This is a genomic window from Cylindrospermum sp. FACHB-282, from assembly GCF_014697195.1.
Taxonomy (GTDB): domain Bacteria; phylum Cyanobacteriota; class Cyanobacteriia; order Cyanobacteriales; family Nostocaceae; genus Cylindrospermum.
Genome location: NZ_JACJRJ010000009.1, coordinates 1 through 23,918 on the forward strand (window position 1 = coordinate 1; position 23,918 = coordinate 23,918).

The following is a 23,918-nucleotide window of genomic DNA, read 5'->3' on the forward strand; positions in this document are numbered from 1 at the left end:
GTATACCAACTGTTGGAAAAATCAGTCCACATTGCCAATCCAGTCAATGAGCAACTTGATTGGCAGAAATTTTAAAGTGCGATCGCGCTTCTGAGTGATGGGGAGTGCGATCGCCCAATTCCCTTTTAGTAAAAAGTCACGTCTTCGCTATGTCCTCCCCCAGTGAAATAGGGTTTGACCCGCCACCACCCGAAACCGCCTTGTTTAGCAAGGTTCTGACCCGCCACCTGACCCGCCACCTGACCCGCCACCTGACCCGCCACCACCAAAAATAAACCGATGGTATTAATCGCAGTCGAAACCACAGCATCCACCACCAGATATAGATAGCCACTTTGGAAGGACAAGTAATGTATAATATGGCAAGAACAAAAAAAAGCGGAAAAGCGCTAACTTCACCCGCAAAAACATTAAAACAATCTAATGTAATTATAACAGACGGACAAGCCCAAACGCTACAGTCGCAAGACATACAGGCTCCAGAACCAGCAAGTCAAAAGCAAAACAAATTTACTAGCTTCCAAGAATTCAAAACATTTGTTAAGACCAGCTTCATAGAAGGAAGTGGCATCGCCCCCGAACTATTTGCCGAGTGCGTTGAATTTCACGAAGACCTAGAAGCTAGCGCCGGGAACGACGCAGAATACCCAATTCACGAGGGCTTAAACTGGAAAGTCACCCGATTCGGGCATCAAGCACGAGAGACAATGTATGCCGCACTCCTCAAAAATGAAGACGGCACTATATGGCAGGGCATAATTAGCCAATGGGACGAAGACTCTCAACGGCCCTATATATATCGTGCTCCAAACGAAAACGGCGATCGCGTTTTTCTTCCTCCAGTACCTGTCAGCATTCGGAAGAAAATTGGCTCCCGCTATGGCGTAGAAATTCCAGAAGATGGAAGTTTCTGGGAGTGGTTAAAAACTGCGACTCAACTAGAAACTTCCCCAGCCAGGCAAGCAGGCGATCTTACCTCTTACACCCTTAGCATGGTTCCATTACAAGTCCCACGAGTTATTACCGAAGGCGGCAAAAAAGGACTGTCGCTTCTGACCCAAGGGTATATACCGCTGACACTGTACGGCTGTACGTGCGGTGGGAGGAAAGAACTAATCCCAGACCTGCGGCAATTTAATCAGGAAGGTTCGATTTGGCTCTTTGCTCTGGATCGTGACAGCAAAGAGAAAACAAAGCGAACGGTTAACGCAGCCAAGCGCGACTTAGGGCGGGTTTTGGCTAAAGACGGATTCAAGAACTACACAGAGGATATTATTTGGTCATCAGACGATGGGAAAGGAGTTGATGACCTGATAGTTAACAAAGGATTTGGGTCTTTTGATACCGCTTACACCCGTGCGTTAGCCAGACTAGAGAAACAATTTTCAGCCAAAGGCAGCGCATCTGAAAGCGAACAGGAAAAACATAAAAATGCACCACCTGACCAGATGGCGAAAAAGATAGCCGATGACTATCGCACCAACCTGGCATTTAACGATGAAACTAAGCAGTGGATGAGGTATCAGGCTGATTCTAATGGCGTTTGGTCGCCTGAATCCAACGAGTATATGGAAGCCATTGTCTACAAAATCTTGAACACTGAGGGAGCATTCAACTTTGGCGCTGATTACGTTAGCAGCATCGTCAAGCTCTTGCGCCACGAACTTATACAGCGCCGATGGAATGAGGCGTCACCACGTGAGTACCTGCCTTTTACCAATGGAGTAGTAGAGATTAGTACAGGTAAGCTACTAAGGCACGAGCCTGGCTATAAACTCACCTGGAGCCTACCAAGAGACTATTCGCAAGATGGTGGTAGCTGGGACAATATCAGCAACTTCCTAGAACACTTATCAAACGGCAATGCTGACATCAAAGAACTGCTGATTTGCTACTGTAACGCTGTAATCAAGGGACGGTATGACCTTCAGAAATTTATTCACCTAATTGGGCTTGGAGGAACAGGTAAAGGAACTTTCACCCGATTGGTAACTGAACTGATTGGAGACCAAAATGTTCTGGTAACTAATTTACCGGCTTGGTGCACGAACCAGTTTGAGGGAGCCAATGCTTTTGGTAAGCGCCTGGTGATATTCCCAGATGAAGACCCCTACAGGGGAAGTATAGGCAGATTCCTCGGTTTAACTGGTGAAGATAAAGTTCGGGCTGAGGAAAAAGGGAAGCGCGCGTTTAACTTTGACTATCAAGGGATGACCCTTGTAGTTTCTAACTTCCCAGTGTTTAGCGGTGGCAGCAGCAGCCGCGCCAAACGCCGGACAATAACGGTACCTTGCAACAAGACTGTCCCTGAGAAGCAACGAAAACAGCTATCTAAGGTTTTTGAACCAGAATTAGCGTCCTTCACCAACCACCTGCTTTCACTTTCAGATGATCACGTTACCGCTGTACTCAAGGGAGAGAAGGAAATTCCCCAGTGCACCCTTGAGTTCTGGGAAAACCAGATGAAGGGTGATTCCGTCGCGGCGTGGGTCAACGAAAAAGTTATTTATGATCCGATGGCAACAACTCAGATTGGCAACGACAGGAACGAAGGTGCGAACGGTGCTGAGGTTTATACCTTGTTTGGCTCGTACATCCGCCATTGCCTAGCATCGGGCGACTCCCCCAAGAGCAGCAAGGTTTTTAGCCCTGACCTAATCGAATTATGTCATACCATTTTAAACTGGCCAGTCAGCAAGCAAGCCACTAAAACAGTCAAGGTTATCAAGGGATTGCGGCTGCGGCATACCGGAATAGATGATCACATCCCAACCTACGATTACTATCTTATGGAACGAGTTTCGGGTGGTGTCGGGTCAGGTGTCGGGTCAGGTGTCGGGTCAGAACCCTTGCTAAACAAGGCGGTTTCGGGTGACGGCGGGTCAAACCCTATTTCACTGGGGGAGGAAGTAAAACCAACTAAACTTGCAATTAATTCTGTACAAAACCAATCAGCAACCGATAGTAACGAAAGCGGTCTAGTAGTTGACCCAACTGATCGCACTTCAGAATTGAAAATTGGCGATATAGATGGTGTGGTGGTTGACCCAACCATTACTGCTAATGGCTTTTATTTAGGGCAGCTAGTCCAAATAATGCGTCACCCAAAACGCGATGACTGGATTGGCAAACAGGGACGTATTAGGGCATTTGGTTATAAATCTGTTCTCATGGGCGATATGTCGGCGAATTTTGCTGACATATCGCCCATTCAAGAAGCGGTGGACGCCAAACCAGGTAAAAGCGATCGCACTTCTGAAATCCATTACTTCTCCGTCGGGGAAACAGTAGAAATTGTCTCTCATGAGACAAGACCTGATTGGGTTGGTGCCGTTGAGAAAATTGTCAGATGCACTACTGGGCAGCATGACAATCTTACCAAAACGAGTATGGTAATGCTCACTGATGGCAAGGCGGCTAGGTGTTCAGATATTAGACTGGTAACGGATGATAAGCCAAGTGATAGCGCCCCCAATCAGTCAGACGTGAGATACGAGGAGGGCAATATGGTGCTAGGCACAGACAGGGGATACAAGCCAGGCGATCGCATGATGTTCACAAGTCCAATGCACCCAGGGGAGCTTGTTGTTCAGAGCTACCCCTATGTTTCACAGGGGAAACAAGATTTTGACTTCATACAGACCAACGATAATGAGATAGTTTACGTTGGGCATGTGAAGAAAATTGACGACTACTGCGATGTAAACCAGGATTTCAGCCCCGGAGACAGAGTAAAAATCATCAATCAGAACTGCAAATGCTTTGGGCTGGAGGATGAAATTATGGCCATCTACTCAATGGCGCAAGAGGCGATGCTAAAGGTAAATGGAAGATTGCCTTTCCGTTTTCTGACCCTGGTGAAGAAAGCCCAGCTTGATCCTCCCTCAACGAGTACCCCAGCCATTCCACCAGTGCCAGAACCAATGGAATTTTCCTTCCCTGGGGTATTTGGAGAATCCAAAGCCTTGGTGGAATTTACCGGCCGCCCCAAAAAAGGGGGGCTACTCTTTAATATCAGCTTCACCTTCCCATCAGGGAAAGGGGCGCGGCTCAAAAATGCCTCTATCCCAACATTGGGGAAGGAGAAATCTATTGAGGCGATTAAGGCGATCGCTCTAGAAAAGATTGAAGCGTGGCAATCCAAGGCGATGCTTAAAAAGGGTAGGCTCTACTCTGTTCAACAGATAGGCGACAATGATTACCTCTGGTTTCTAGATTGTGTACTCGTATCTGTCCCCAATCCTCCAGTCACTAATCAATATGTCTTTAATCAGGATGGCAGAAAGCTAGTGGTTGCTGGGATAGATGAAATTCGGTTACAAGAGTCATGAAAAAGCGATCGCATTTTTGGGGTGAAGTGCGATCGCCTCTGTTCATTGTCAATAATGCAGATGCTTAATGAGAATAGCTTATGTTTCTCTCTGCTTAGTTATTTAAATTAGAAACATTATTCAACAAACCATTGACAGCACCATTAATAGCCGTATGCCCACAACCACCCGGCTGCATAGTTTGGCAAGTGCCAGTGGCAGATGCATTTACAGATTGCCCAAAATTCAAAGGCGCCGGACGGGATACTAGCGCCGGAATAAAAGCAGTATTTCCCGATATTTGCCTTATCAAAGCCTTCATCTCAGCATCCACCTCTAGATCCCTCCCGTCACTTCCATTTCTCCCGTCCCTCCCATCCTTGCCATCGCGCCCAGGCTGTCCAGGAATCTGCACAACAGTTGTTATACCATCAAGCCCTGGTTTACCTTGCAGTCCCGGCTTACCATCAAGCCCTGGTTTACCTTGCAGTCCCGGCTTACCATCAAGCCCTGGTTTACCTTGCAGTCCCGGCTTACCATCAAGCCCTGGTTTACCTTGCAGTCCCGGCTTACCATCAAGCCCTGGTTTACCTTGCAGTCCCGGCTTACCATCAAGCCCTGGTTTACCTTGCAGTCCCGGCTTACCATCAAGCCCTGGTTTACCTTGCGGACCGGGGATGCGTGCTTTCTGTAAAGCTTCTTCAGCAATGTGCTTTGCAAGCGCACCAACTTCATAGGCTCTTTGAGAGAGCCTCAATGATTCATCAGCAGTATTTTTAACAGTTTGAAAAAGAGATAAAGCCCTAGATTGTAGATTCTCCACCAAAGAAACTCTTTGGTCTAAGGACGCAACTCTCCCGTATATCCCAAAAAATCCTTCAAGCGATGTTTGTAATCCATTCACAACCCCTTTTAAAACATCGAAACCTGCTCTTAAAGCGGCAATTGCTAAAACTGCTGCTTGCAAAGCTAAAGTCACTCCGTTTATTTCTTGGTCAATGTAAGCAACGCTTTTTGGGTAAATAAAGTTATAAGACTGATTTACTGATTCAGTAATAAGTTGACTTTTTTCTGATTGAAGAACATATCTTCCATCAAGAGCCGCAATATCCGCTCTTAAAGCAGATATCTGACTGGAAATCTCACTACAACTAGTCATTATTTAAGCCTTGATATTAAACTCCGTATTGATGAAATTTCATTAAAGATGCCATCGCAACCGAGATAGCAATCTCCACAGTCTAGGCTATTCGGAGGCAGACACTCAACAGTAAAATTACAATTGTTGGTAGTGTCTTGATAAAGAATGGTACCGTTAATACTTTTAATCACAATGCCGGCGACTGGAGGGCAATTCCGTATACGGTTGCATGAACCTTCTATTAAATTGAAGCCGTAATTTACTATTTCAAAAGATATCGGTACCTCTGCTACTAGTAAGCTGTCGCATTTACTATCAACATTAAAAGCTCTCGTTGACGTACTCTGTGAAATCCTTGAACTAAACGGTGGGCGGTACCTTTGACCCGTTGTACCTTCGTAACTTGCGCTGTTCGTCGGGTCTGAAGTTTCTCGAACAGTACAAAAGTAATTGATTCTATAACACTTGGTGTCAGTGTTACACGTTATATCTATCGGTCCTGGAAATTCAAGGATCTGATTAGGTAATGTGATACGGGCTGTTTCACCCGTTTCGCAGTAAATAGCCATTATGAGTAATCGTCTGCGTCTAGGTCAGCACCAGAATCTACTTTCGCTAGATTCACTACTATTTGGTCTACTCGATAAGAAGTACTAGTAGTTCCTCTGGAAATAAAAGAGGAGTACCCTGGTTCGATATAAATTGATTTGTCTATATCAGCATCAAAGTTGGGCTTGGTAAGCACCGCTTGATTATTGATTAAGATGGCTGAAAGAATCGCTGATCCGCTATTCGTCGCAGAGGCTGTTAGCGTTGTCAAATCGGCTTTTTGAATTGTAATACTGGTGCTGGTTTGGGTAGCGTTCGCTCCAAATATCTCTGCCAGTGTTGATTTAGTCATTGGTTGATGGTTGTATAACTCTATAACTACATAATCTACCACGTAGGAGAGCAATTGAGTAGCAAAAGGTGATGCGATCGCATCTCTAGTGAGTGAAGTGCGCATTTAAGATGAGTAGTATTTGAGCAGTAAAATATTGCGGTGATCAGCAGCAAATCACGCTTTTTAAGTAGCAATTGAGTAGCAGTTGAGTAGAACTAATTGCTAAGAAACTCAAAAGACTTGCTAATACTAAGTTCGCAAAAACTTCGCTATATTAACGATTAATAGGCAAAAGTATAAAGGAGTAGAGAGATGGAAACAAAGCCAAACAGTCCATCGTTAGCACTCGGAGAAATTCCCCCTGGCTATCTCAACATCATGGGTTACGTTGATCACTCAGAAGTCAACGGTCCTGGTTCTCGTGCTGTCGTCTGGGTGCAAGGCTGTCCCCGTGAGTGTCCTGGCTGCTTTAATCCTGACTCCTGGACATTTGAGATTAACCAGCTGATTGCTGTTGATACCCTGGCCGAAAATATTCTCAGCAACCCCAAGAACACAGGTGTCACATTTTCCGGCGGCGAACCCTTTGGGCAAGCAACTGCACTAGCTGCTTTAGCCAAGAAGGTAAAAACTGCTGGGTTAAATGTCATGTCTTTTACTGGGTACACCTTGAAGCAACTACAATCAGAATCTGCGCCGGAGGGTGCCCAAGAACTAATAGAACAATTAGATATTCTGATTGACGGGCCTTTTGTGGAGTCTCAAGCAATTAATTCTCCTACCTCTCCCGTTTCTTCCAAGAATCAACAGGTACATATATTCAATCCCGCCTTCCTCGACCAAGTTAGCTGGGCTAGCGACCAGATAGAAGTTCACATTCTCAAAGATGGTAACCGCATCGTGACTGGCTATCAAGGATGGTTGGAATTAACGTAATTTAAGGCTGAAGGCTGAAAAAACAAGGTATGTTGCGGTTTTTAATCTAGATTGGGGAAATTTCCCATCATACCTTTTTCAGCCCGGAGATGTTATTTGTAACCTATAGTTCATCCTTTAGCTGACAAGACCATTGCAGACAATTTTTACCAAACATCGGCTATTTTGGGCGGTTTTACTCCTCAGTAGCGCCTTAGTGGTGACAATAGGGCTGTCTCTTTTTCAAGGTGCAGTACCCTTAAGTTTTACACAATTTTGGCAAGCGATTCTCCACCAAGGCGATCCTGTTAAACAGACAATTGTTTGGGATTTACGGCTGCCGCGCATTGTGGCGGCGCTGATTGTCGGTGCAGCTTTGGGTATGTCTGGCGCACTACTGCAAGGAATGTTACGCAATAGCCTGGCTGATCCATTCATCCTCGGTATTTCCGCAGGTGCAGGGCTAATTGTCATTCTCATGATAGTTTGGCAAATTTTCCCTCTAGCGATTCCCTTGGCGGCGTGGGTGGGGGCAATTTTGACTTCTGCATTAGTCATTTTACTCGGTCGTACGGGGTCGGGAATTTCTATTGAACGGCTAATTTTAGGTGGAGTGGCGGTGAGTTCTTTATTGGGTGCTCTCCAAAGTACACTGCTTTTATTAGCCGAAGATGGTCAAATTCAAATCGCCTTGAGTTGGTTGGTGGGTAGCCTTAACGGCCGGGGTTGGCAAGAAATTACTACGGCTGGGCCTTACATTATCGCGGCTTTGTTGGTGGGGTGTTTGCTGGCGCGATCGCTTAACGTGTTAGCTTTGGGTGATGATTTAACTGTGGGCTTGGGTGTATCCTTAATGCGATCGCGCCTTTTAATTGGTGGTGTCGCTACTTTATTAGCCGCCGGTGCAGTCAGTATCAGCGGTTTAATTGGTTTTGTCGGGCTTGTTGTGCCTCACGGCGTCCGCCTCATTGTCGGTACAGATCACCGCTTTGTTTTGCCCCTTTCAGCCTTGGCGGGTGCGTGGTTGCTAGTCTTTGCAGATTTACTCTCTAGGCTGGGAGCAGTAGAATTACCAGTAGGTTCTGTCACGGCTTTGCTAGGTTCGCCGTTGTTTATCTGGTTGCTTTATCGGCGTTCTGGTAATTTAGGTAAATTTTAACTTTTCCCACTATCGCCAAATTCTTAAAAATGCCCCTAGAACTGCAAAATCTCACAGGTGGTTACACCGCCGCGCCAATTCTCGAAAACATTAACCTCACCCTGCAAACAGGAGAATGGTTGAGTTTGGTAGGTGCTAATGGTTCTGGTAAATCTACTTTATTAAAATTGCTCAGTCGGATTCTTTCCCCACAGCAGGGAATAGTGCTACTTGATGGTAAAGAAATTCACTCTCAACCGCCAAATTTAGTTGCTCAAAAATTGGCTTTGTTACCGCAACAGCAGACGGTTCCCGTGGGCTTAACAGTGCGCCAATTAGTTAGTTTAGGGCGTACTCCCTATCAACCTTGGTGGCAATGGGAGTTAACCGCCGAAGATTGGCAAAAAGTTACAGCGGCAATCAAAAAAACCCAACTCGAAAATTTTAGCGATCGCCTAATTGAAGAACTGTCTGGCGGCGAAAGACAACGGGCTTTTTTAGCTTTAGCTCTGGCACAGGAACCAAAAGTACTATTATTAGATGAACCTACAACTTATTTAGATATTAATTATCAATTACAACTTTTAGAATTACTTAAAAATCTTAACCAGCAGCAAGAATTAACTATTATCACTGTGTTGCACGAATTGAATTTAGCCGCGCGCTACAGTTCCCGCATTGCTTTATTAAAACTAGGACATCTTTGGGAAGTTGGCACACCTGCCGCTGTGCTGACACCAAACACTATAGCTGAGGTTTTTGGCGTAGAATCTGTGATTATTCACACCCCTGTCGGGTTGCAGGTTTGTGCTATTTCTTCAGTGTGAGATGATTATTTTTTAACAGACCACTCCCTAAGAGTATTTTACCAATGCCGTATTTTTTTGGTAATAGGGGATAGATTTTACCAACGGGCGATCGCATCATCCTGGTTTTTTCTCTAAGCGAATCTAGGTACAGTTGATAGGTTTACTTGAGTGCAAGTAGGGTGTAACCGTTCAGGGGGGTTTGCGGGTATCGAAGACAGCCAAAGGTTCGCTAACGCGTAGGTTGTCCAAAGGACTCAGGACGAGGGCGCAGTACCGTAGGCGATCGCTAATTAGAACGACCAGCAGATAGTAAGCTAAAAGTCATGGAAAAACAACCCTTTGCCTACATCAAGCAGATACCATAAGAGGATGGGAAAAGAACTCTAGCCAGGGTCAAGAAACTGGTTGAAGACATCTGCCAGCGTATAGAAAAAAGGGAACAAGAAGTAGGTTTGTTGCTAGACGTTCAGCAACAACTCCAGAAGTGTTGAATGTTAAGAAAAATGTGATAAAAAAGACCAAAATGTGTTAAATTTTTGGTTAAGCATTAAAATATATTTGTTTGCTAATGATTAGAAATTCATTTCTCAAGATTGTCAAATCTACCCTCACAGGAATACCAAAAAACGATTATCCAGTGTTGAATACTCGTTTTTTTATTGACTGATGGCTATCTTATGATCTGGATAAATATTAAGTTTTCTACTGGTTGCATAATAGCTAGATTTTGATATGTAAAGTTTTGTATCTGGATTGAACATTTCTGGGGTGCATCATGTCCGACTATCAATCAGACGTTGAGATTAGGGAACCAAGTAATTTAGCTGATAATGGTAAAGTTTTAACACCTTTTCAACGTAAACTTCTAGAAAAAAATCTACAAGAAGATTACCCTGAGTCCTACCGTCAACGTATTGAAATCATGTTGTTGGCAGATGAGGGGAAAACTCAAACAGAAATTTGTCAAATTTTAGGATGTTGTGCTGCAACAGCAAGACATTGGATACACATAGCGCGTACAGGGATGGCGCACCAATGGCAAGATTGTCCGATTGGTCGCCCTAAAACAGTCAACGAAGAGTATTTAGAGCGATTGAAAGAACTAGTCGGTAGTAGTCCCCGCGATCATGGTTATTCTTTTCGGCGCTGGACAGCGAACTGGTTGCAGAAACATCTAGCCAGGGAATTTGGGGTTGAAGTGAGCGATCGCCACATTAAGCGACTCCTCAAACAAATGGGCTTATCGACGCGAGCCAAAACCAGTAATGCTCCACAAAATAGCCTCAAATCAAACAAAGAAGCCAAAATATTCATTGCTGACCTCACAACAGCAAATCCCCCCGATTACTCCGAATTCCTACCTATTAATTTTGCCAAACTAGCGAAAGATTCAGACATTTATGGCGCACAATCTGTCCGCTCAGTTAGTATCTCTGCAACAAATCAACAATACTTTAGGGTATTCACTGACCCCAGAAGAATTTCAGCACTATCTTCCACAACTTAAATCTCTCAACCCAAAAGTCGGCAAATTCTGGACAGGAAGTGATGTTGAACCTGGCATCTACATCATAATTACTGGCAAAGTCAGACTGTTAGATAATACAGATGAATTAATTGCCACTCTAGAAACCGGAGAATCATTTGCTGAATTTACCTTGTTTCCCCAATCTGAATTTAAGCCTTATGGAGCCAGGGCTTCAGTAAATTTACATCTGTGCTTTTTGCCGGAAAAGTTACTGTCGCCCCTAATGGACAAGTATCCCCAAATTCGAGAACATTTAAGGCAGAAAGCCCACTCCCTACTAGAAGATGCAGATTATACACCAGTAAAACTAACCACTCTAGAAAACAACAACCAAAAACCAGAACTTTTACCAGCGTCAACCCCAGATTTCCAGTCAGAACCAAAGATTAGCAAAGCCTATTTTCCCAGTCCCACACAAAGAGTTGGGCATTTATGGCAAAAGGTGATGCGACGCTATCCATTCTTTGCCCAACAGAGTGGTTCTGACTGCGGAGCAGCTTGTTTAGTCATGGTGTCCCGCTATTGGGGGAAACGCTTTAGTGTCAATCGGTTGCGGGATATCGCCAATGTAGACCGCAATGGTGCATCCTTGCGAGGGTTATTGACAGCAGCAGAAAGCCTTGGTTTTGCCACACGGCCTGTAAAAGCTAGTTTAAACCAGCTGGCGAAACAAAAATTACCAGCCATAGCCCACTGGGAAGGCAACCATTACATCGTTGTCTACGAAATTACCTCTAAATATGTAATTGTTGCCGACCCCGCTCTTGGTCAACGCCACCTCACTCACGCAGAATTTCAAGCCGACTGGACTGGTTATACATTGCTGTTGCAACCAACAGCCATGCTCAAAGATGCTAAAGAAACTTCCACACCTTTTTGGCAGTTCTTTGAATTGCTCAAGCCCCACTCTTTAGTAATGTTGGAAGTATTTATAGCTTCCATATTTATCCAGATATTTGGACTTGTTACCCCCCTCTTTACCCAATTAATTTTAGACCGCGTGGTGGTACAGAGATCAGAACTCACCCTCACAGCAGTGGGAATAGGGTTGCTGATGTTTAGCCTCTTTCGTGTGGCTATGACCGGTTTACGGCAATATCTTCTAGACCACACAGCCAATCGCATAGACCTAGCACTTATTGTCGGATTTATTCGTCATACACTGCGGCTACCCTTGAGCTTCTTCGAGTCTCGTTATGTCGGGGATATTATTTCTCGCGTTCAAGAAAACCGCAAAATTCAACGCTTCCTTTCCGGTGAAGCATTATCAATCCTTCTAGATTTATTCACTGTGTTTATCTATGTAGGATTGATGTTTTGGTACAGTTGGAAAATGGCATTATTAGCTTTATTAATTGTCCCACCTTTTGCCTTATTAGCCCTGATAGCCACACCTTTTTTACAAAGAATTTCCAGAGAAATATTTAATGCAGTTGCCAAAGAAAGTAGCTATTTAATAGAAGCCCTAACTGGTGTGCGAACAGTGAAAGCTACAGCAGTAGAACAAACAGTCAGATGGCATTGGGAAGAATTATTAAATAAAGAAGTAAAGACCAACTTTTCCGGGCAAATCATCAGCAATCGCTTACAAATTTTCAGTAACACAATTGAAGCGATCGCTACCACTGCCTTATTATGGTTTGGGGCATATTTGGTAATTCATAACCAATTAACTGTTGGTCAATTAGTAGCATTTAATATGCTACTAGGAAATATTATACAGCCCTTCCAACGCTTAATTGTATTGTGGAATCAATTGCAGGAAGTCGTGATTGCCGTAGAACGGATTAATGATGTGTTAGATACAGAACCAGAGGAAGATTTACTACACCAATCACGGCAAAACTTACCACCAATTCAGGGTAATATCCGCTTTGACAATGTGACATTTCGCTATCACCCAGAAAGCGATATTAATATTTTAGAAAATCTCACTTTTGAAATCAAACCAGGACAAATGGTAGCCTTAGTTGGACGCAGTGGTTCAGGAAAAACCACCATTTCTAAATTAGTTGTCGGCTTATATCCCCCCACAGATGGCAAAGTATTGATTGATGGACAAGATATTACCAGTCTTTCCTTACGTTCCTTACGGCAACAAATTGGCGTAGTTGATCAAGACACATTTTTATTTGGTGGCACAATTCGAGAAAATATTAGTTTAGGGCACCCTGGATTACCTTTAGCAGAGGTTATGGAAGCAGCAAAACTCGCTGGTGCTGATGAATTTATTAAAAAATTACCGATGGGATATGAAAGTCAAATCGGTGAAGGTGGAGGTTTATTATCTGGTGGACAAAGACAGAGGATAGCAATTGCTAGGGCGTTATTAGGTAATCCCAACTTGTTGATTTTAGATGAAGCAACTTCCCATCTAGATACTGAATCAGAAAGGATTATTCAGCATAATTTCAGCAGAATTCTCAAGGGAAGAACCACATTACTAATTGCTCATCGTCTTTCTACTGTACGTAATGCCGATTTGATTTTGGTACTAGACAGAGGTGTGTTAATTGAAAGTGGAACTCATGACGAATTAATGGCCAAACGAGGACATTATTTCTATCTTAATCAACAGCAATTGCAAGTAGTAGGGTAAATACAATTATGACAAGTACATTGAATGGCAATGTTAAAAACCAAATCATAGCAGACATTAATGAACCGGAAATTTTACCACTGCCATTACCGGAAATTACCAGTGAAGATTGGTCAGAAATTACTAAAGAATCACTTGATAGCCTACCTCAAGTTTGGACGAGGGGATTGCTATATCTTCTAGTCTTGATTGTGTCCCTAGTTTTACCTTGGGCAATGCTATCTAAAGTAGATGAAACAGGTACGGGTAGAGGACGCATTGAGCCTAAAGATAAAACAGTCAAACTGGATGCAGCAGTAGCGGGAACTGTTGCGGAAATTCAGGTTAAAGAAGGTGAAACAGTCAAAGCAGGACAAACTTTATTATTATTGGAATCGGAATTAGTCAAGTCAGATTTGCGTCAAGCCCAAGATAAATTGGAGGGGCAATTAAATCGACTTTCTCAGTTAAATTCCTCCAAAAACCAGCTAATAGTCTCTTTAGCAACTCAACAGCAGCAAAATCAATCTCAGCAGCTAGAAAAACAGGCACAAGTTGATCAAGCCCAACAGAATATTAATAGTCTCAGGAGTGCCTATCAATTTCAGAAAGAAGAAAGATTATCTCAACTTAATCAAGCCCGACAAACTCTCATCAATAACCATACTACTAATCAGTTAGTAGAGAGTACTTTGGCAAGTAGTCAGCGAGAAGTGACACGGTATACTCAACTAAAACAGCAAGGAGTAATTCCAGACATTAATCTAGTAGAAAAGCAAGATATAGCTAAAGACAAACAAAAATTGTATGCACAAACTAAATCAGATATTCAACAGGCTAAGTTACGTTTAGCAGAACAAGAAAGTAGTTATGAGCGAAATCTGCGTCAAGCTAATGCAGATATTGAACAGGCTAAATTGCGACTGCAAGAACAGGAAAGAGGCTATCAAACTTTAACCAGTTCGGGTCAGTTAGCTGTGTTAAAAATTGCCGAACAACAGAAAAGTTTAGATACAGATATTACTTCCCTTAAATCAGAGATTGCACAAAGTAAGAGTCAGATTGAATCGTTAAAATTTCAGTTAGGACAACGAGAAATTAAAGCTTCTGTAAATGGTATATTATTTCAGTTACCAATTCAAAAGCCTGGTTCAGTTGTACAGGTAGGGACATTGGTTGCCGAAATCGCAGCGCAAGATTCACCTTTAATAATTCGAGCGCAAATGCAGACCAATGAAAGTAGTTTTTTGCGGTTAGGATTGCCAGTAAAGTTGAAATTTGATGCTTATCCTTTTCAGGATTATGGCATTGTATCAGGGGAGTTAGTTAAGATTTCTCCTAATACGATAGAGATAGATACGCCTAATGGAAAAGTGGCAGCTTATAACTTAGAAATTTCTCTCAAACAGAGTTGTATTCCCTCTGCTAATACGTGTATTTCTTTGCGTCCAGGTGACACAGCAACGGCTGAAGTGATTGTGCGTCAGCGACGGATTATTGATTTTCTAATTGACCCGTTTAAAAAGTTGCAACAGGGTGGGGTAAAGTTGTAGAAGTTTCACTGCGTTGTTGTATTTTTCAAATTGTCTAATTTCATCTAATTTAAGGAGCAAATTATGTCCGAACCTATCACTATTACCAAGGAAGATATTTTTCAACAAGTCAAGCTATCCTGTAGAATTCCTGAGATAATTGAGCAGGTTCTTAGCCAGAAGGTGATTATAGCTGCTGCGGAGGAAGCTGGGATAAAAGTGGAGACAGAAGAATTACAAAAAGCAGCGGATTTATTGCGATTAACGAATAAACTCACCAGTGCAGATGATACTTGGAAATGGTTAGAAAAACATAGGTTGTCTATAGATGATTTTGAAGAAATAGTTTATCACGGCGTAATTTGTGGGAAGTTAAGCCAACATTTATTTTCAGATAAAGTCGAACCTTACTTTTTTGAACATCAGTTAGATTATTCTGGTGTCCTCATGTATGAAGTTGTCTTGGATGATAAAGATTTCGCCCTAGAACTCTTCTATGCAATTAAAGAAGGTGAGATGAGTTTCTATGATGTGTCTCACAAATATATTCAGGATGTAGAATTACGTCGTAAAGGGGGATATTTGGGGCTATTGCGTCGCCAAGATTTAAAGCCGGAGATTTCTGCTGCTGTTTTTGCTGCGACACCACCACAAGTTCTCAAACCAATTGTGACAGCTAAAGGAGTACACTTGATTTTTGTTGAAGAGATAATTCAAGCGCAGTTAGAGAAAAAATTGCACGAGAAAATTGCTTCAGATTTGTTTGTTGAATGGCTGAAAAAACAAGTTGAAGAAGTTAACTTTATCAGTAATTTATAACTGTATTTCGAGTATAAAGCCAGTTTTTAAAGTTTTTCAAAAAATTTACATAAGTAAGGTGGGCAATACCCACCTTACCTCTATTTCTTTTACTTGGTTTCAACCTGGATATAACTTATTACCACTGTTTTCGTATTATAAATAGGGTAGATTTTACCACCTACGATTCCCATCATTTCATTATCAGTTAGCTGATGCATAAAACTTTCAACATCAGCAAACAATTCCAAACCTGCTGGTTGGATGTCATTAATCTTAATGTCAGCCATTTGAGTTTTTCCTCTTTTCAAACTTGTTTTCTTCAAGAATCAAATGTAAAAATCTGATTTCTGATTGCATCTTATTAAACATAAAAAAATATGTCTAGAGATTTCCATCAAGTAAACGGGACATAAAAGTTACGGTTTTATCAATCAAAATAGCTTGATTGTGACAGCATTTTCAGCCAAACAACCGTAATTATGCCCTTTAGAGTTAAAAATATCCTCAATAAAAAGGCAATTACAGAATTAGAGTAGCCTTAAAAGAGATAAAACTGAAACAATTATGTCCCTGTTGGTAGTGAGGGCTTTAGCCCTACTTTGAGGGCTGAAGCCCTCACTACGAGCAAACTTCAATAGTTTTTACTTTGCTTAACATAGTTTGATTTCTTTTCGCCTACTTACTTAATTTGGGAAATTTTCTCAAACAGAAACAAATCAGGAGACATAATCTTCTCCTGATTAATTAGTATTTGTAGGGTGTGTTAGCACTCAAGTATGGAACCAACACCAAGCTATGCTATCAGATGGTGGGTTACGCTGTCGCTAACCCACCCTACGTATATTTCAATATTTTTCTCGTTCCCATACTCTGTAGGGGAATGAGTTACTGAAGGCTCTGCCTTCATTGATACTAAATACTGGAGGCAGAGCCTCTATATGGCATTCCCAGTCGGAGACTGGGAACGAGGGAACGAGGGAACTGAAAACGAGGCAACGAGGAAAAAGCCAATTAGCCAAAGTCAATACAAAAAATTGTAAATATCCTCAGAATTAGCATTCAAATAAACTCGTTGTAAATCAATTTTCAAAGTAGAAAATTGCTCATAAATAGCCTGGATTCTCCCATCAATTGAGTTATCCCCTTGATACCAAGCCTTTAACAACCCATTCGCCACAATTTGACAGCGATTCATGCCAAAACTTTCTTGTTCAGCAAACTTTTGATCTGGTTCTTCAGCCAACCCTAACCCTGGTGCAAGCTGCATTGTAAATAGAGGAATTTCTGACCGAAAATACACTTTATTTTCCCCATACACAACCTGCAAAACTTCCCTAACTGCCTCATAATCCCTTTTATCAAAATACAAAACTCCTGAATCATGCCGTCTGTAGTCCTTGGGATTATACAAAACTTTAAATCTAAAAGGAATTGCTAACTCATTCAAATGCTGTGTTAAACTCCCCATCACTGCTACAGCACCTTCAGGAGTAAAATTAAAATAAATTCGCACAGTTATCGGTTGAGACTTAGTATCATCAAAACGCTCAAATCCCTGATTGCCTACTGCCACATAAAAACCATTTTGTACTCGATTTTTTGGTAAACGAATTGCTACTAAATTACCGACGGCAGCATCTTGTTCAACAGCTTGAAGATGTTTATTTCTCTGAATATGTAGCCTCAAACCGCCCTTAGTTACTGCTACACTACCATCAATTTCTTCTCTAAGAATAGCCCAGCCAGAATCAAAATACCCCTCTCCACAATTACTTTTATGCAATCGTTCATAAAATCTCACATCTACCCCCATAACAGTATTATTTTCCAAATCTAGAGGTAAATTATTTTCTTCTCCATCTAATGCCAATGCACTTTGCATCGAGCCGTTATAATAAATACCATAAAGAAAACTTCGCAGTTGCAAGCTCAGATATTTCTGCTGCATTTGGGCTGGCATCGTCTGGAAACGTTCAACAAGTTCAACTGGTAATTCTAAGGGTTTGTAATCTGGATGGTGGATGGAAAAATCAGATTTAATTTCAACTTTCTGAGCAATATCTTGGAAAACTTCTAGTAATTGCCTAGTTGCACCAGTTTGTAATAATTCCATAATGATTTAGTAGTAACAAAATGACTTAAACAGTAGAACTATTAAAACGATTTAATTCAACAGCAGCAGCACCAAAAATGGTTGGCATTGATTGTACAGGACGGCTTAATAAAGTTTTAGCAACTTGAAGCATAGCAATTCCCATATTGCCAAATAATTTTTGATATTGAATCATCGCTTGAATCTGTTGAATTAAAGTAAATCCTGCAAATTGCACTACTCGCTGCAAAAAATCAGGGCGGTGTTTGATAATTTCTGGGAAAGTGTTTAAATAAGCTAGAGTTAATGAACTAATTGAAGGCTGAACTAGTTCTAAAGGTGTTATCGCTAAACGTAGAGATTCTTCAATAGTCAAAGAATTACTAATAACTAAACTACTTAGCCAGATTTGGATATAGCTACCAATAAGTGTTCCCAAATCAAAAGCTGGATCTCCCCAATTGGAACGTTCCCAATCAATTAATCGGATAATATTATTACTGGAATCCTGCCAATCTTTTTGCAGCAGGATATTATTCAGTTTCAAATCATTGTGAGTCAGACAAGAGGGAATTACAGCATTAGCCAATTCAGCTATAGCCTGCCCCAAACTATCATAACGTTGATAGAGAGCAAAAAACTTTAAACCATCATCAGGAACTAAACCAAATATTTCTGGTTCAACCCGTTCTAATTCCTGAATCATCAGCGATACTTGATCAGGAATTAAATTCTGCGAAGGCTGAGAGAAGAACTCCTGATATTCTTGATGGTTGAAGGTATCACTATGAATAGTCCCTAGAATAGTGCCAAGTTTCGTAGCGATTTCTACAGGGAAGTTTTTACCTTTATCATAGAATTCCATTAAATCCTGATAATCATCCAGATATCTAAAGACAATAATAGAATTTTCTGGATCAAAATGTAGCACCTCTGACAAGAAGAATCGATATTTATCAAGATCAGGAAATTTTTGTAGAAAGTCTTGAATTCGCCACTCACTCAAAAATTCACCAGCCGTTTTTCCTTCCTGATTGTGCCGTTCTTGCTTAACTAACACTTTATTGCTATCTGAAAAACTCAGTAATAAATTAAAGTTTTTGCCTGTAAGTCGTTCTATATGACTGGGAGGTTGCTCAGACCCATTAAATAAACTCTGTGCCACTAAATAATCAAAAATATTATGTGAATTTAAAATAAATGTCATAGGTCTTGAAAGTACTAATACATTGTATTGTGACTAAGATATAGATTGACATTTAACAGCTACCAAAGCAACTACTGCGGCCTGATATATTGGGACATAATTGTTTTAGTATTGACACAAATAAAACTGTGATTTACGGCGCTGTATGCCATTTTGGATTTTAGGTTTTGGATTGGGAATCCCCTTCTGTGTCAGGGTTCTATAGAACCATCTGTCGCCATCATTTTTCTTTTTTGGTATTAGATGCGTAAACTCGGTGTTTTTTGGCGGTATCACCGAAGATATTGTGTGAAAACGAGATTATTAGGACTTACGCATTGACAAAAAATGCTAAATATGTGTCGGCTGGCTTTATTCATTGAAAATCTTAATCCGTGCGTTAGGGAACGCACGCTACGGGTAGGATGCGTCAAGAGACCCATCAAAACACCATTAAAAAAGCCCAAAATTAGGATGAATTTCCAAAGGCAGTAAGTCCTAATTATATAAGCCGCCAACAAGGGTTGGCTTGCCAATTTTAGGCAGGTTTTTCCCAAGAGAGGTTGAAAGCCTGCCGTATTCTTTTTGTAACACGGGATAGATTTTACCAACGGGCGATCGCACAATCCTGTGTTTTTTCTCTAAGTCAATCTAGGGACACTCAATGCGTTTGCCATTTTGAGTGCAAGTAGGTTCACCTAGTATTACTGTCCCATTCGGTCGCTTCTTAGCAGCAGTACCAGTAGAGGGTCGCCCTGAAGTCAGTTTCTGATCGCTAATCTCACTGGTTGTTTGGGGCTGATGGGTAGGTATCCCCAAGGGTTTTTTCTTTTCCCAGGGGCACTTGATGGGCAAGCCACGACTATCTGTGCATGGTACCTGTTGTTCAAGACCACCTGGTTGTGTGGTTAGCGATTGCTGCTGTGCCATAGCAGCAGGAGAGACTACCACAGTTGCCAAGAGTGTCATGTTAATCAATTTGTGTATGCAATGCATAATCTTTTTGTTTGTTTTAGATGCTTACACAATTTGAATAGGATAGACTTTCCTGGTTTATGCAGGAGTAAAGAAAGTTTTTCGTACTCATGCTTATTTTTTTAGTTGTTTAAGCCAAAATACACAGCTATTGCTCTAGTGACTATCACTATGTTTAACAGGCGTCCCGCCTGTTCTAGCGTTAAACCGGGTTGATTTGGCCTTACCGAAAAGGCTGAAAAGATTAAAGGCGGCACCCAGATTTGAACTGGGGGTGGAGGTTTTGCAGACCTCTGCCTTACCACTTGGCTATGCCGCCGGACTCACAATTACCTATATTAGCAGCATTTGACTGTAAATGGCATCCCCTGCCAGAAAAATTTTGGGGTTTGAGTAAGTCAGGGGTAAATGGCAGCGTTGGTAAGATGTTTATTGCATGAAGATCAAACAAATCTTAGATCATCTACCTTAAGATAGGTAAAAAATAAAATTAGTTAATTTCTGGGATAATTTGTATAAAAATAAATTAACGTATTAAGTACAGCCTAGTTAACTAAATTTATACATAGTCTATGATCTAGGAGGTGAATTGGTGAATTTGGTGAGGTTGTTTTAGCTATCAGGCTAATTTGGTTAGTTGAGTTAAAATAAGTTACTTTCCGGCAAGGAGAATCGGATATTAAGACGCATACTTTGGTTTCAGCGAACATAAATCAAGTTTCTCCGGTATTCATTGCCCAACTCACAGATATACATCTGTTTGCGGCGGAAGATCAACGGCTGCTAGGAATGCCAACTACGGAGTCTTTTCAGGCAGTGATCAAGCGATTAAAGGAACTACAATCTGAACTTGATTTTTTAATATTAACAGGAAATTTGTCTGGTGATGCTACGGGTGAATCTTATGAAAATCTGCAAGATTTACTGAATCCGCTGAAAATACCGACGTATTGGTTACCGGGAAATCATGATTGTGCGATCGCCACGCCGGGAGGAGGCATCGCCATGGATGAAGTCTTAAATCTGGGGATGGTTTCCCGAAGGAAATCTTTTAAACGTGGTAATTGGAATTTTATCTTACTTAACTCCTCCGTAGCGGGGTCTATGCATGGTCATCTTTCAGCTAAAACTCTAGATTGGCTGGACTCGGAGTTAAAATTGCTAGGCAACAACCCGACTTTGGTGTCACTACATCATCCACCTTTTCTCGTAAATTCTGAATGGCTGGATATTAACACCCTACAAAATTCTGAGGAATTGTTTGCTATTTTAGATCGCCACTCGCAAGTCAAGTTAGTTTTATTTGGTCACATTCACCAGGAATTTCAACGCACCCGTCACAATGTTGACTATTTGAGTAGTCCCTCAACTTGCGTTCAGTTTCTGTCAGACAGTCCCACTTTTGCCATTGATGATAAATTCCCTGGGTTTCGTCTACTAAAACTTTACCCCAACGGGACTTGGGAAACTTGGGTGGAACGTGTTCCTTATTTTTGCCCTCCAGAGTCAGAAGCCAAAGAATATTAGCAGAATGCTGAGTATTGACTACTCAGCACTCATCACTGATCACTCAGCGCTGACTTTCACTTCATCGGCAAAACTACCCCAACGCACAAAGTGAAATGGCCCGGCGACAGAACCCCAAATATGCTGATTATTTTCTAGATCCCGTCCTCTGTCGAGGCTGATAAATTTCTCTTCGTTAATCTCAAATTCACTATCCAAATAGGTTTTGTGCCCTTTGCGAAAGACGATGCAACCTTTGCCTGGTTCAACCTTGCCTTTGAAGCTGTTACCAGTCCACTCGACAAGCATATTACAGCCTGATAATTTTTCTAAGTCATCGCTGTTTAAAGTTTGGAGGCGTTGCAAGTCACGGGATGCACCGTAGAACTTTTCTTCGTTTTTGACAATGTAGTTTTCTATTTGGATGTGATCTCCGGCGTTGATCAACTTCAACACCCGCAAGCGATAAGGGTCATTTAGCATATAGTCATAAGCTTGTTCGACAAACAAACCTACCCCTGATAACACTTCTAGGGGCAAGGGACGCATACAAACGCGAATATGAGCGAAAAAAGGTGGGTTTTCAAATGCTTGCGCTTGATTACTAAAATCGGCTGCCATCCAGCGGGCTAAAGTGGCAATGTCTGAAGAATGAGTCATTTTAGGGATTGGGGACTGGGGGTTAGGGGTAAAAATAATCTGGGAATATTTTAAAGCTTGGTCATGGAAAATGGGCAATAAGGGATAATTAACGTTGCTTAATGCGTCAAACAAATTGGTCATCCCCAGACAATTTACCTAAAACAGCAGAAGGCTCTCACTGTATTTGGTACTCCAAAGATGTCACTTAAATTGAGGTAAAGTAACCATGCTACGGCGCTTAAGTTTTATAGTCACTACTGTTATTTTCTGGCATCTGTGCAGTGCTGTGACCCTGGCAGAGACTAAAAAGCCGGAACAACTGGATAAATTTCTTCCAGGCCCATTAGAAGTTATTATACCCGATCCACTGCTACCACCTTTGTGGGACAAACAGCCGTTAACTCTGGAACAACGGCAAAAGTTGGAGACGGCGCTAGATGAGTTAAATCAAGAAGCAGCGGTGACGTTACAAGGGGGGGATAGGGTAAAAGCCTATGAGATTTGGAATCGGGAACTGCGGTTGCGGCGTCTTTTGGGTTCATTAGCTGAGGTGCAAGCGCTGTCACGAGTGGGTGCGATCGCCTGGAATCAAAATGAACGGGAAGAACTAAAGTATATTACACAGCGATTGCAAGCCATTCAAAAGCCGAAACCAGCGAAAAAAAAGGATGCCCCAAAAACCCCTGATTTAGAACTTTGGCGATCGCTTGGTGAGGCTTACCAAAAAATCCGTGTACCCAAATTAGCCATAGAAGCTTATAACCAAGTTTTAGCATTGGTGCGACAGCAAAAAGATACCACCGCAGAACTAGAAACCCTGAAAACGATTGGGGAACTGCATCTGAGTTGGTTTGATTATCTAAGCGCCGCAGCCACCTATGAGGAATTGCTGGGCTTTGCTACCATCCAGGGTGATGGAGTCAACGAAATAGCATATTTGCAACAGCTAGCGTATATTTACCAGCAGGCAAAACAGCCACAGAAAGCCATTAATGTACTTGATAAGCTAGTAAAAATCTACACTAATGAAAACAATCTGACTCAAATTTCTGGGTTGAAAATTGCGATCGCCACAAATTACGAATCCCTAGGACAGGAAAATCCCAGTTTACTGCAACAGGCTTTTAACAACTATCAAGAAGCTTATACCACTGCTTGGCAACTGCAACAGTTTGTGATTGCTAGTGAAGCTTTGCAAAAGATCATCGCGCTGTACCGTTCTCAAGGACAAATAGAAGCCGCTTTGCAAACTAGCCAGATTCTCCTAACTGCAGAACAACTAGCCACCAACTTTTATGGCTTGATGCAAGCCTACGACGAAATGGGAAAATTATATTTAGAACGCCAACAGTATCCCCAAGCACTCACAGCCTTTCAAAAAGGTCTAGAACTAGCCCAAGAACTCAAACACCAAGAAGCATACTTTACTCAGCAAATTGAAAAACTCTCAACTCCTGCTGATAAATAAATTCAGTTCAGGTGACTCTATATCCTTATCCTTTCTTTTTTCGGTTAAACGTTTGGATAAATTCAGCCCCCCGATGGGGGGATATTCCCTAAAAATCTGCAATTATCGCCAATCCCTAATTCTCCATTATGGGAATTTTTACTGTCTTCTAAAAATACCCAAAAAGAAAGTCCGCTTTCGCGGACTGTGGACATTGGATAAGGTTAAGTTGTCACCAAGAGAGCCTACAAGTTGTTAGACTTAAATATATTTTTCCTGACAAAGCTATAAAAATCAAGTCCCTCTAATAGAAGCTAGAGACATAAGTTAAGGAGTTATGTCTAAAAAAAATATTATTTAGATCCAATATTTGTAGATATTTCTTATTTTAGATAGTTGACTTAACAGTAAGGTTATGAATATGGTAATTTATCT

18 protein-coding genes and 1 tRNA gene are annotated in these 23,918 nt (G+C 41.7%); 10 read left to right on the forward strand and 9 right to left on the reverse strand.

Annotated elements, in window-relative coordinates; all coding sequences use genetic code 11:
- Nucleotides 1-125 precede the first annotated feature (125 nt).
- On the reverse strand, nucleotides 126-347 hold the full coding sequence (locus H6G32_RS26510; RefSeq protein WP_206757958.1) for a hypothetical protein: 222 nt from the start codon (nucleotides 345-347) through the stop codon (nucleotides 126-128).
- Nucleotides 348-359: 12 nt separating this feature from the next.
- On the opposite strand from H6G32_RS26510, the gene H6G32_RS06515 reads away from it, so the two are divergent.
- Nucleotides 360-4,331, forward strand: coding sequence for a DUF3854 domain-containing protein (locus H6G32_RS06515; protein WP_190456317.1), 3,972 nt, complete (start codon nucleotides 360-362; stop codon nucleotides 4,329-4,331).
- 94 nt (nucleotides 4,332-4,425) lie between these two features.
- Here H6G32_RS06515 and H6G32_RS06520 read toward each other — a convergent pair whose 3' ends face one another.
- Both H6G32_RS06520 and H6G32_RS06525 read right to left on the reverse strand, forming a co-directional pair.
- Nucleotides 4,426-5,469: a collagen-like protein gene (locus H6G32_RS06520; protein ID WP_190456319.1), complete on the reverse strand. Its 1,044-nt coding sequence runs from the start codon at nucleotides 5,467-5,469 to the stop codon at nucleotides 4,426-4,428.
- A 550-nt stretch (nucleotides 5,470-6,019) separates the two neighbouring features.
- The gene (locus H6G32_RS06525; protein WP_242046518.1) at nucleotides 6,020-6,457 is read right to left on the reverse strand and encodes a hypothetical protein; all 438 of its coding nucleotides are present in this window, start codon (nucleotides 6,455-6,457) and stop codon (nucleotides 6,020-6,022) included.
- A 189-nt stretch (nucleotides 6,458-6,646) separates the two neighbouring features.
- On the opposite strand from H6G32_RS06525, the gene H6G32_RS06530 reads away from it, so the two are divergent.
- The 7 genes from H6G32_RS06530 to H6G32_RS06560 all read left to right on the forward strand — a co-directional run bounded on the left by H6G32_RS06530 (nucleotide 6,647) and on the right by H6G32_RS06560 (nucleotide 15,653).
- Complete coding sequence (locus tag H6G32_RS06530; protein ID WP_190456321.1) at nucleotides 6,647-7,270, forward strand: 4Fe-4S single cluster domain-containing protein; 624 nt, start codon at nucleotides 6,647-6,649, stop codon at nucleotides 7,268-7,270.
- 133 nt (nucleotides 7,271-7,403) lie between these two features.
- Nucleotides 7,404-8,408 (forward strand): FecCD family ABC transporter permease, encoded by a 1,005-nt coding sequence (locus H6G32_RS06535; protein WP_190456323.1) that lies wholly within the window; start codon nucleotides 7,404-7,406, stop codon nucleotides 8,406-8,408.
- Nucleotides 8,409-8,437: 29 nt separating this feature from the next.
- Nucleotides 8,438-9,214 carry an ABC transporter ATP-binding protein gene (locus H6G32_RS06540; protein WP_190456325.1) on the forward strand — a complete coding sequence of 259 codons (777 nt, stop codon included), beginning with the start codon at nucleotides 8,438-8,440 and terminating at the stop codon, nucleotides 9,212-9,214.
- Between the two features lie 757 nt (nucleotides 9,215-9,971).
- Nucleotides 9,972-10,703, forward strand: coding sequence for a helix-turn-helix domain-containing protein (locus H6G32_RS06545; protein ID WP_190456327.1), 732 nt, complete (start codon nucleotides 9,972-9,974; stop codon nucleotides 10,701-10,703).
- On the forward strand, nucleotides 10,597-13,323 hold the full coding sequence (locus tag H6G32_RS06550) for a peptidase domain-containing ABC transporter (RefSeq protein ID WP_190456329.1): 2,727 nt from the start codon (nucleotides 10,597-10,599) through the stop codon (nucleotides 13,321-13,323). The genes H6G32_RS06545 and H6G32_RS06550 overlap by 107 nt, the downstream gene beginning before the upstream one ends.
- 8 nt (nucleotides 13,324-13,331) lie before the next feature.
- Entirely contained in the window at nucleotides 13,332-14,855 is a 1,524-nt protein-coding gene (locus tag H6G32_RS06555) for an HlyD family efflux transporter periplasmic adaptor subunit (protein ID WP_190456331.1), read from the forward strand.
- A 63-nt stretch (nucleotides 14,856-14,918) separates the two neighbouring features.
- The gene (locus tag H6G32_RS06560) at nucleotides 14,919-15,653 is read left to right on the forward strand and encodes a peptidylprolyl isomerase (RefSeq protein ID WP_190456333.1); all 735 of its coding nucleotides are present in this window, start codon (nucleotides 14,919-14,921) and stop codon (nucleotides 15,651-15,653) included.
- Between the two features lie 89 nt (nucleotides 15,654-15,742).
- On the opposite strand, the gene H6G32_RS06565 is transcribed toward H6G32_RS06560, so the two are convergent.
- The 5 genes from H6G32_RS06565 to H6G32_RS06585 all read right to left on the reverse strand — a co-directional run bounded on the left by H6G32_RS06565 (nucleotide 15,743) and on the right by H6G32_RS06585 (nucleotide 20,207).
- Nucleotides 15,743-15,922 carry a hypothetical protein gene (locus H6G32_RS06565; RefSeq protein ID WP_190456335.1) on the reverse strand — a complete coding sequence of 60 codons (180 nt, stop codon included), beginning with the start codon at nucleotides 15,920-15,922 and terminating at the stop codon, nucleotides 15,743-15,745.
- Nucleotides 15,923-16,656: 734 nt separating this feature from the next.
- Nucleotides 16,657-17,748 carry a T3SS effector HopA1 family protein gene (locus tag H6G32_RS06570; protein ID WP_190456337.1) on the reverse strand — a complete coding sequence of 364 codons (1,092 nt, stop codon included), beginning with the start codon at nucleotides 17,746-17,748 and terminating at the stop codon, nucleotides 16,657-16,659.
- A 25-nt stretch (nucleotides 17,749-17,773) separates the two neighbouring features.
- A complete protein-coding gene (locus H6G32_RS06575) occupies nucleotides 17,774-18,934 on the reverse strand; it encodes a phosphotransferase (RefSeq protein WP_190456339.1) in 1,161 nt (386 codons plus the stop codon).
- Between the two features lie 630 nt (nucleotides 18,935-19,564).
- Nucleotides 19,565-19,882, reverse strand: a complete 318-nt coding sequence (locus H6G32_RS06580) for a hypothetical protein (RefSeq protein WP_190456341.1) — start codon at nucleotides 19,880-19,882, stop codon at nucleotides 19,565-19,567.
- Nucleotides 19,883-20,136: 254 nt separating this feature from the next.
- Nucleotides 20,137-20,207 (reverse strand) — tRNA-Cys (locus H6G32_RS06585).
- A gap of 389 nt (nucleotides 20,208-20,596) precedes the next feature.
- Here H6G32_RS06585 and cpdA point away from each other — a divergent pair.
- On the forward strand, nucleotides 20,597-21,415 hold the full coding sequence (gene cpdA / locus H6G32_RS06590; RefSeq protein ID WP_190456511.1) for a 3',5'-cyclic-AMP phosphodiesterase: 819 nt from the start codon (nucleotides 20,597-20,599) through the stop codon (nucleotides 21,413-21,415).
- A gap of 39 nt (nucleotides 21,416-21,454) precedes the next feature.
- Here the strand turns inward: cpdA and H6G32_RS06595 are convergent, their stop codons facing one another.
- Nucleotides 21,455-22,054, reverse strand: coding sequence for a chromophore lyase CpcT/CpeT (locus tag H6G32_RS06595; protein WP_190456343.1), 600 nt, complete (start codon nucleotides 22,052-22,054; stop codon nucleotides 21,455-21,457).
- A gap of 208 nt (nucleotides 22,055-22,262) precedes the next feature.
- On the opposite strand from H6G32_RS06595, the gene H6G32_RS06600 reads away from it, so the two are divergent.
- A complete protein-coding gene (locus tag H6G32_RS06600) occupies nucleotides 22,263-23,504 on the forward strand; it encodes a tetratricopeptide repeat protein (protein ID WP_190456345.1) in 1,242 nt (413 codons plus the stop codon).
- The last annotated feature ends 414 nt before the right edge of the window (nucleotides 23,505-23,918 follow it).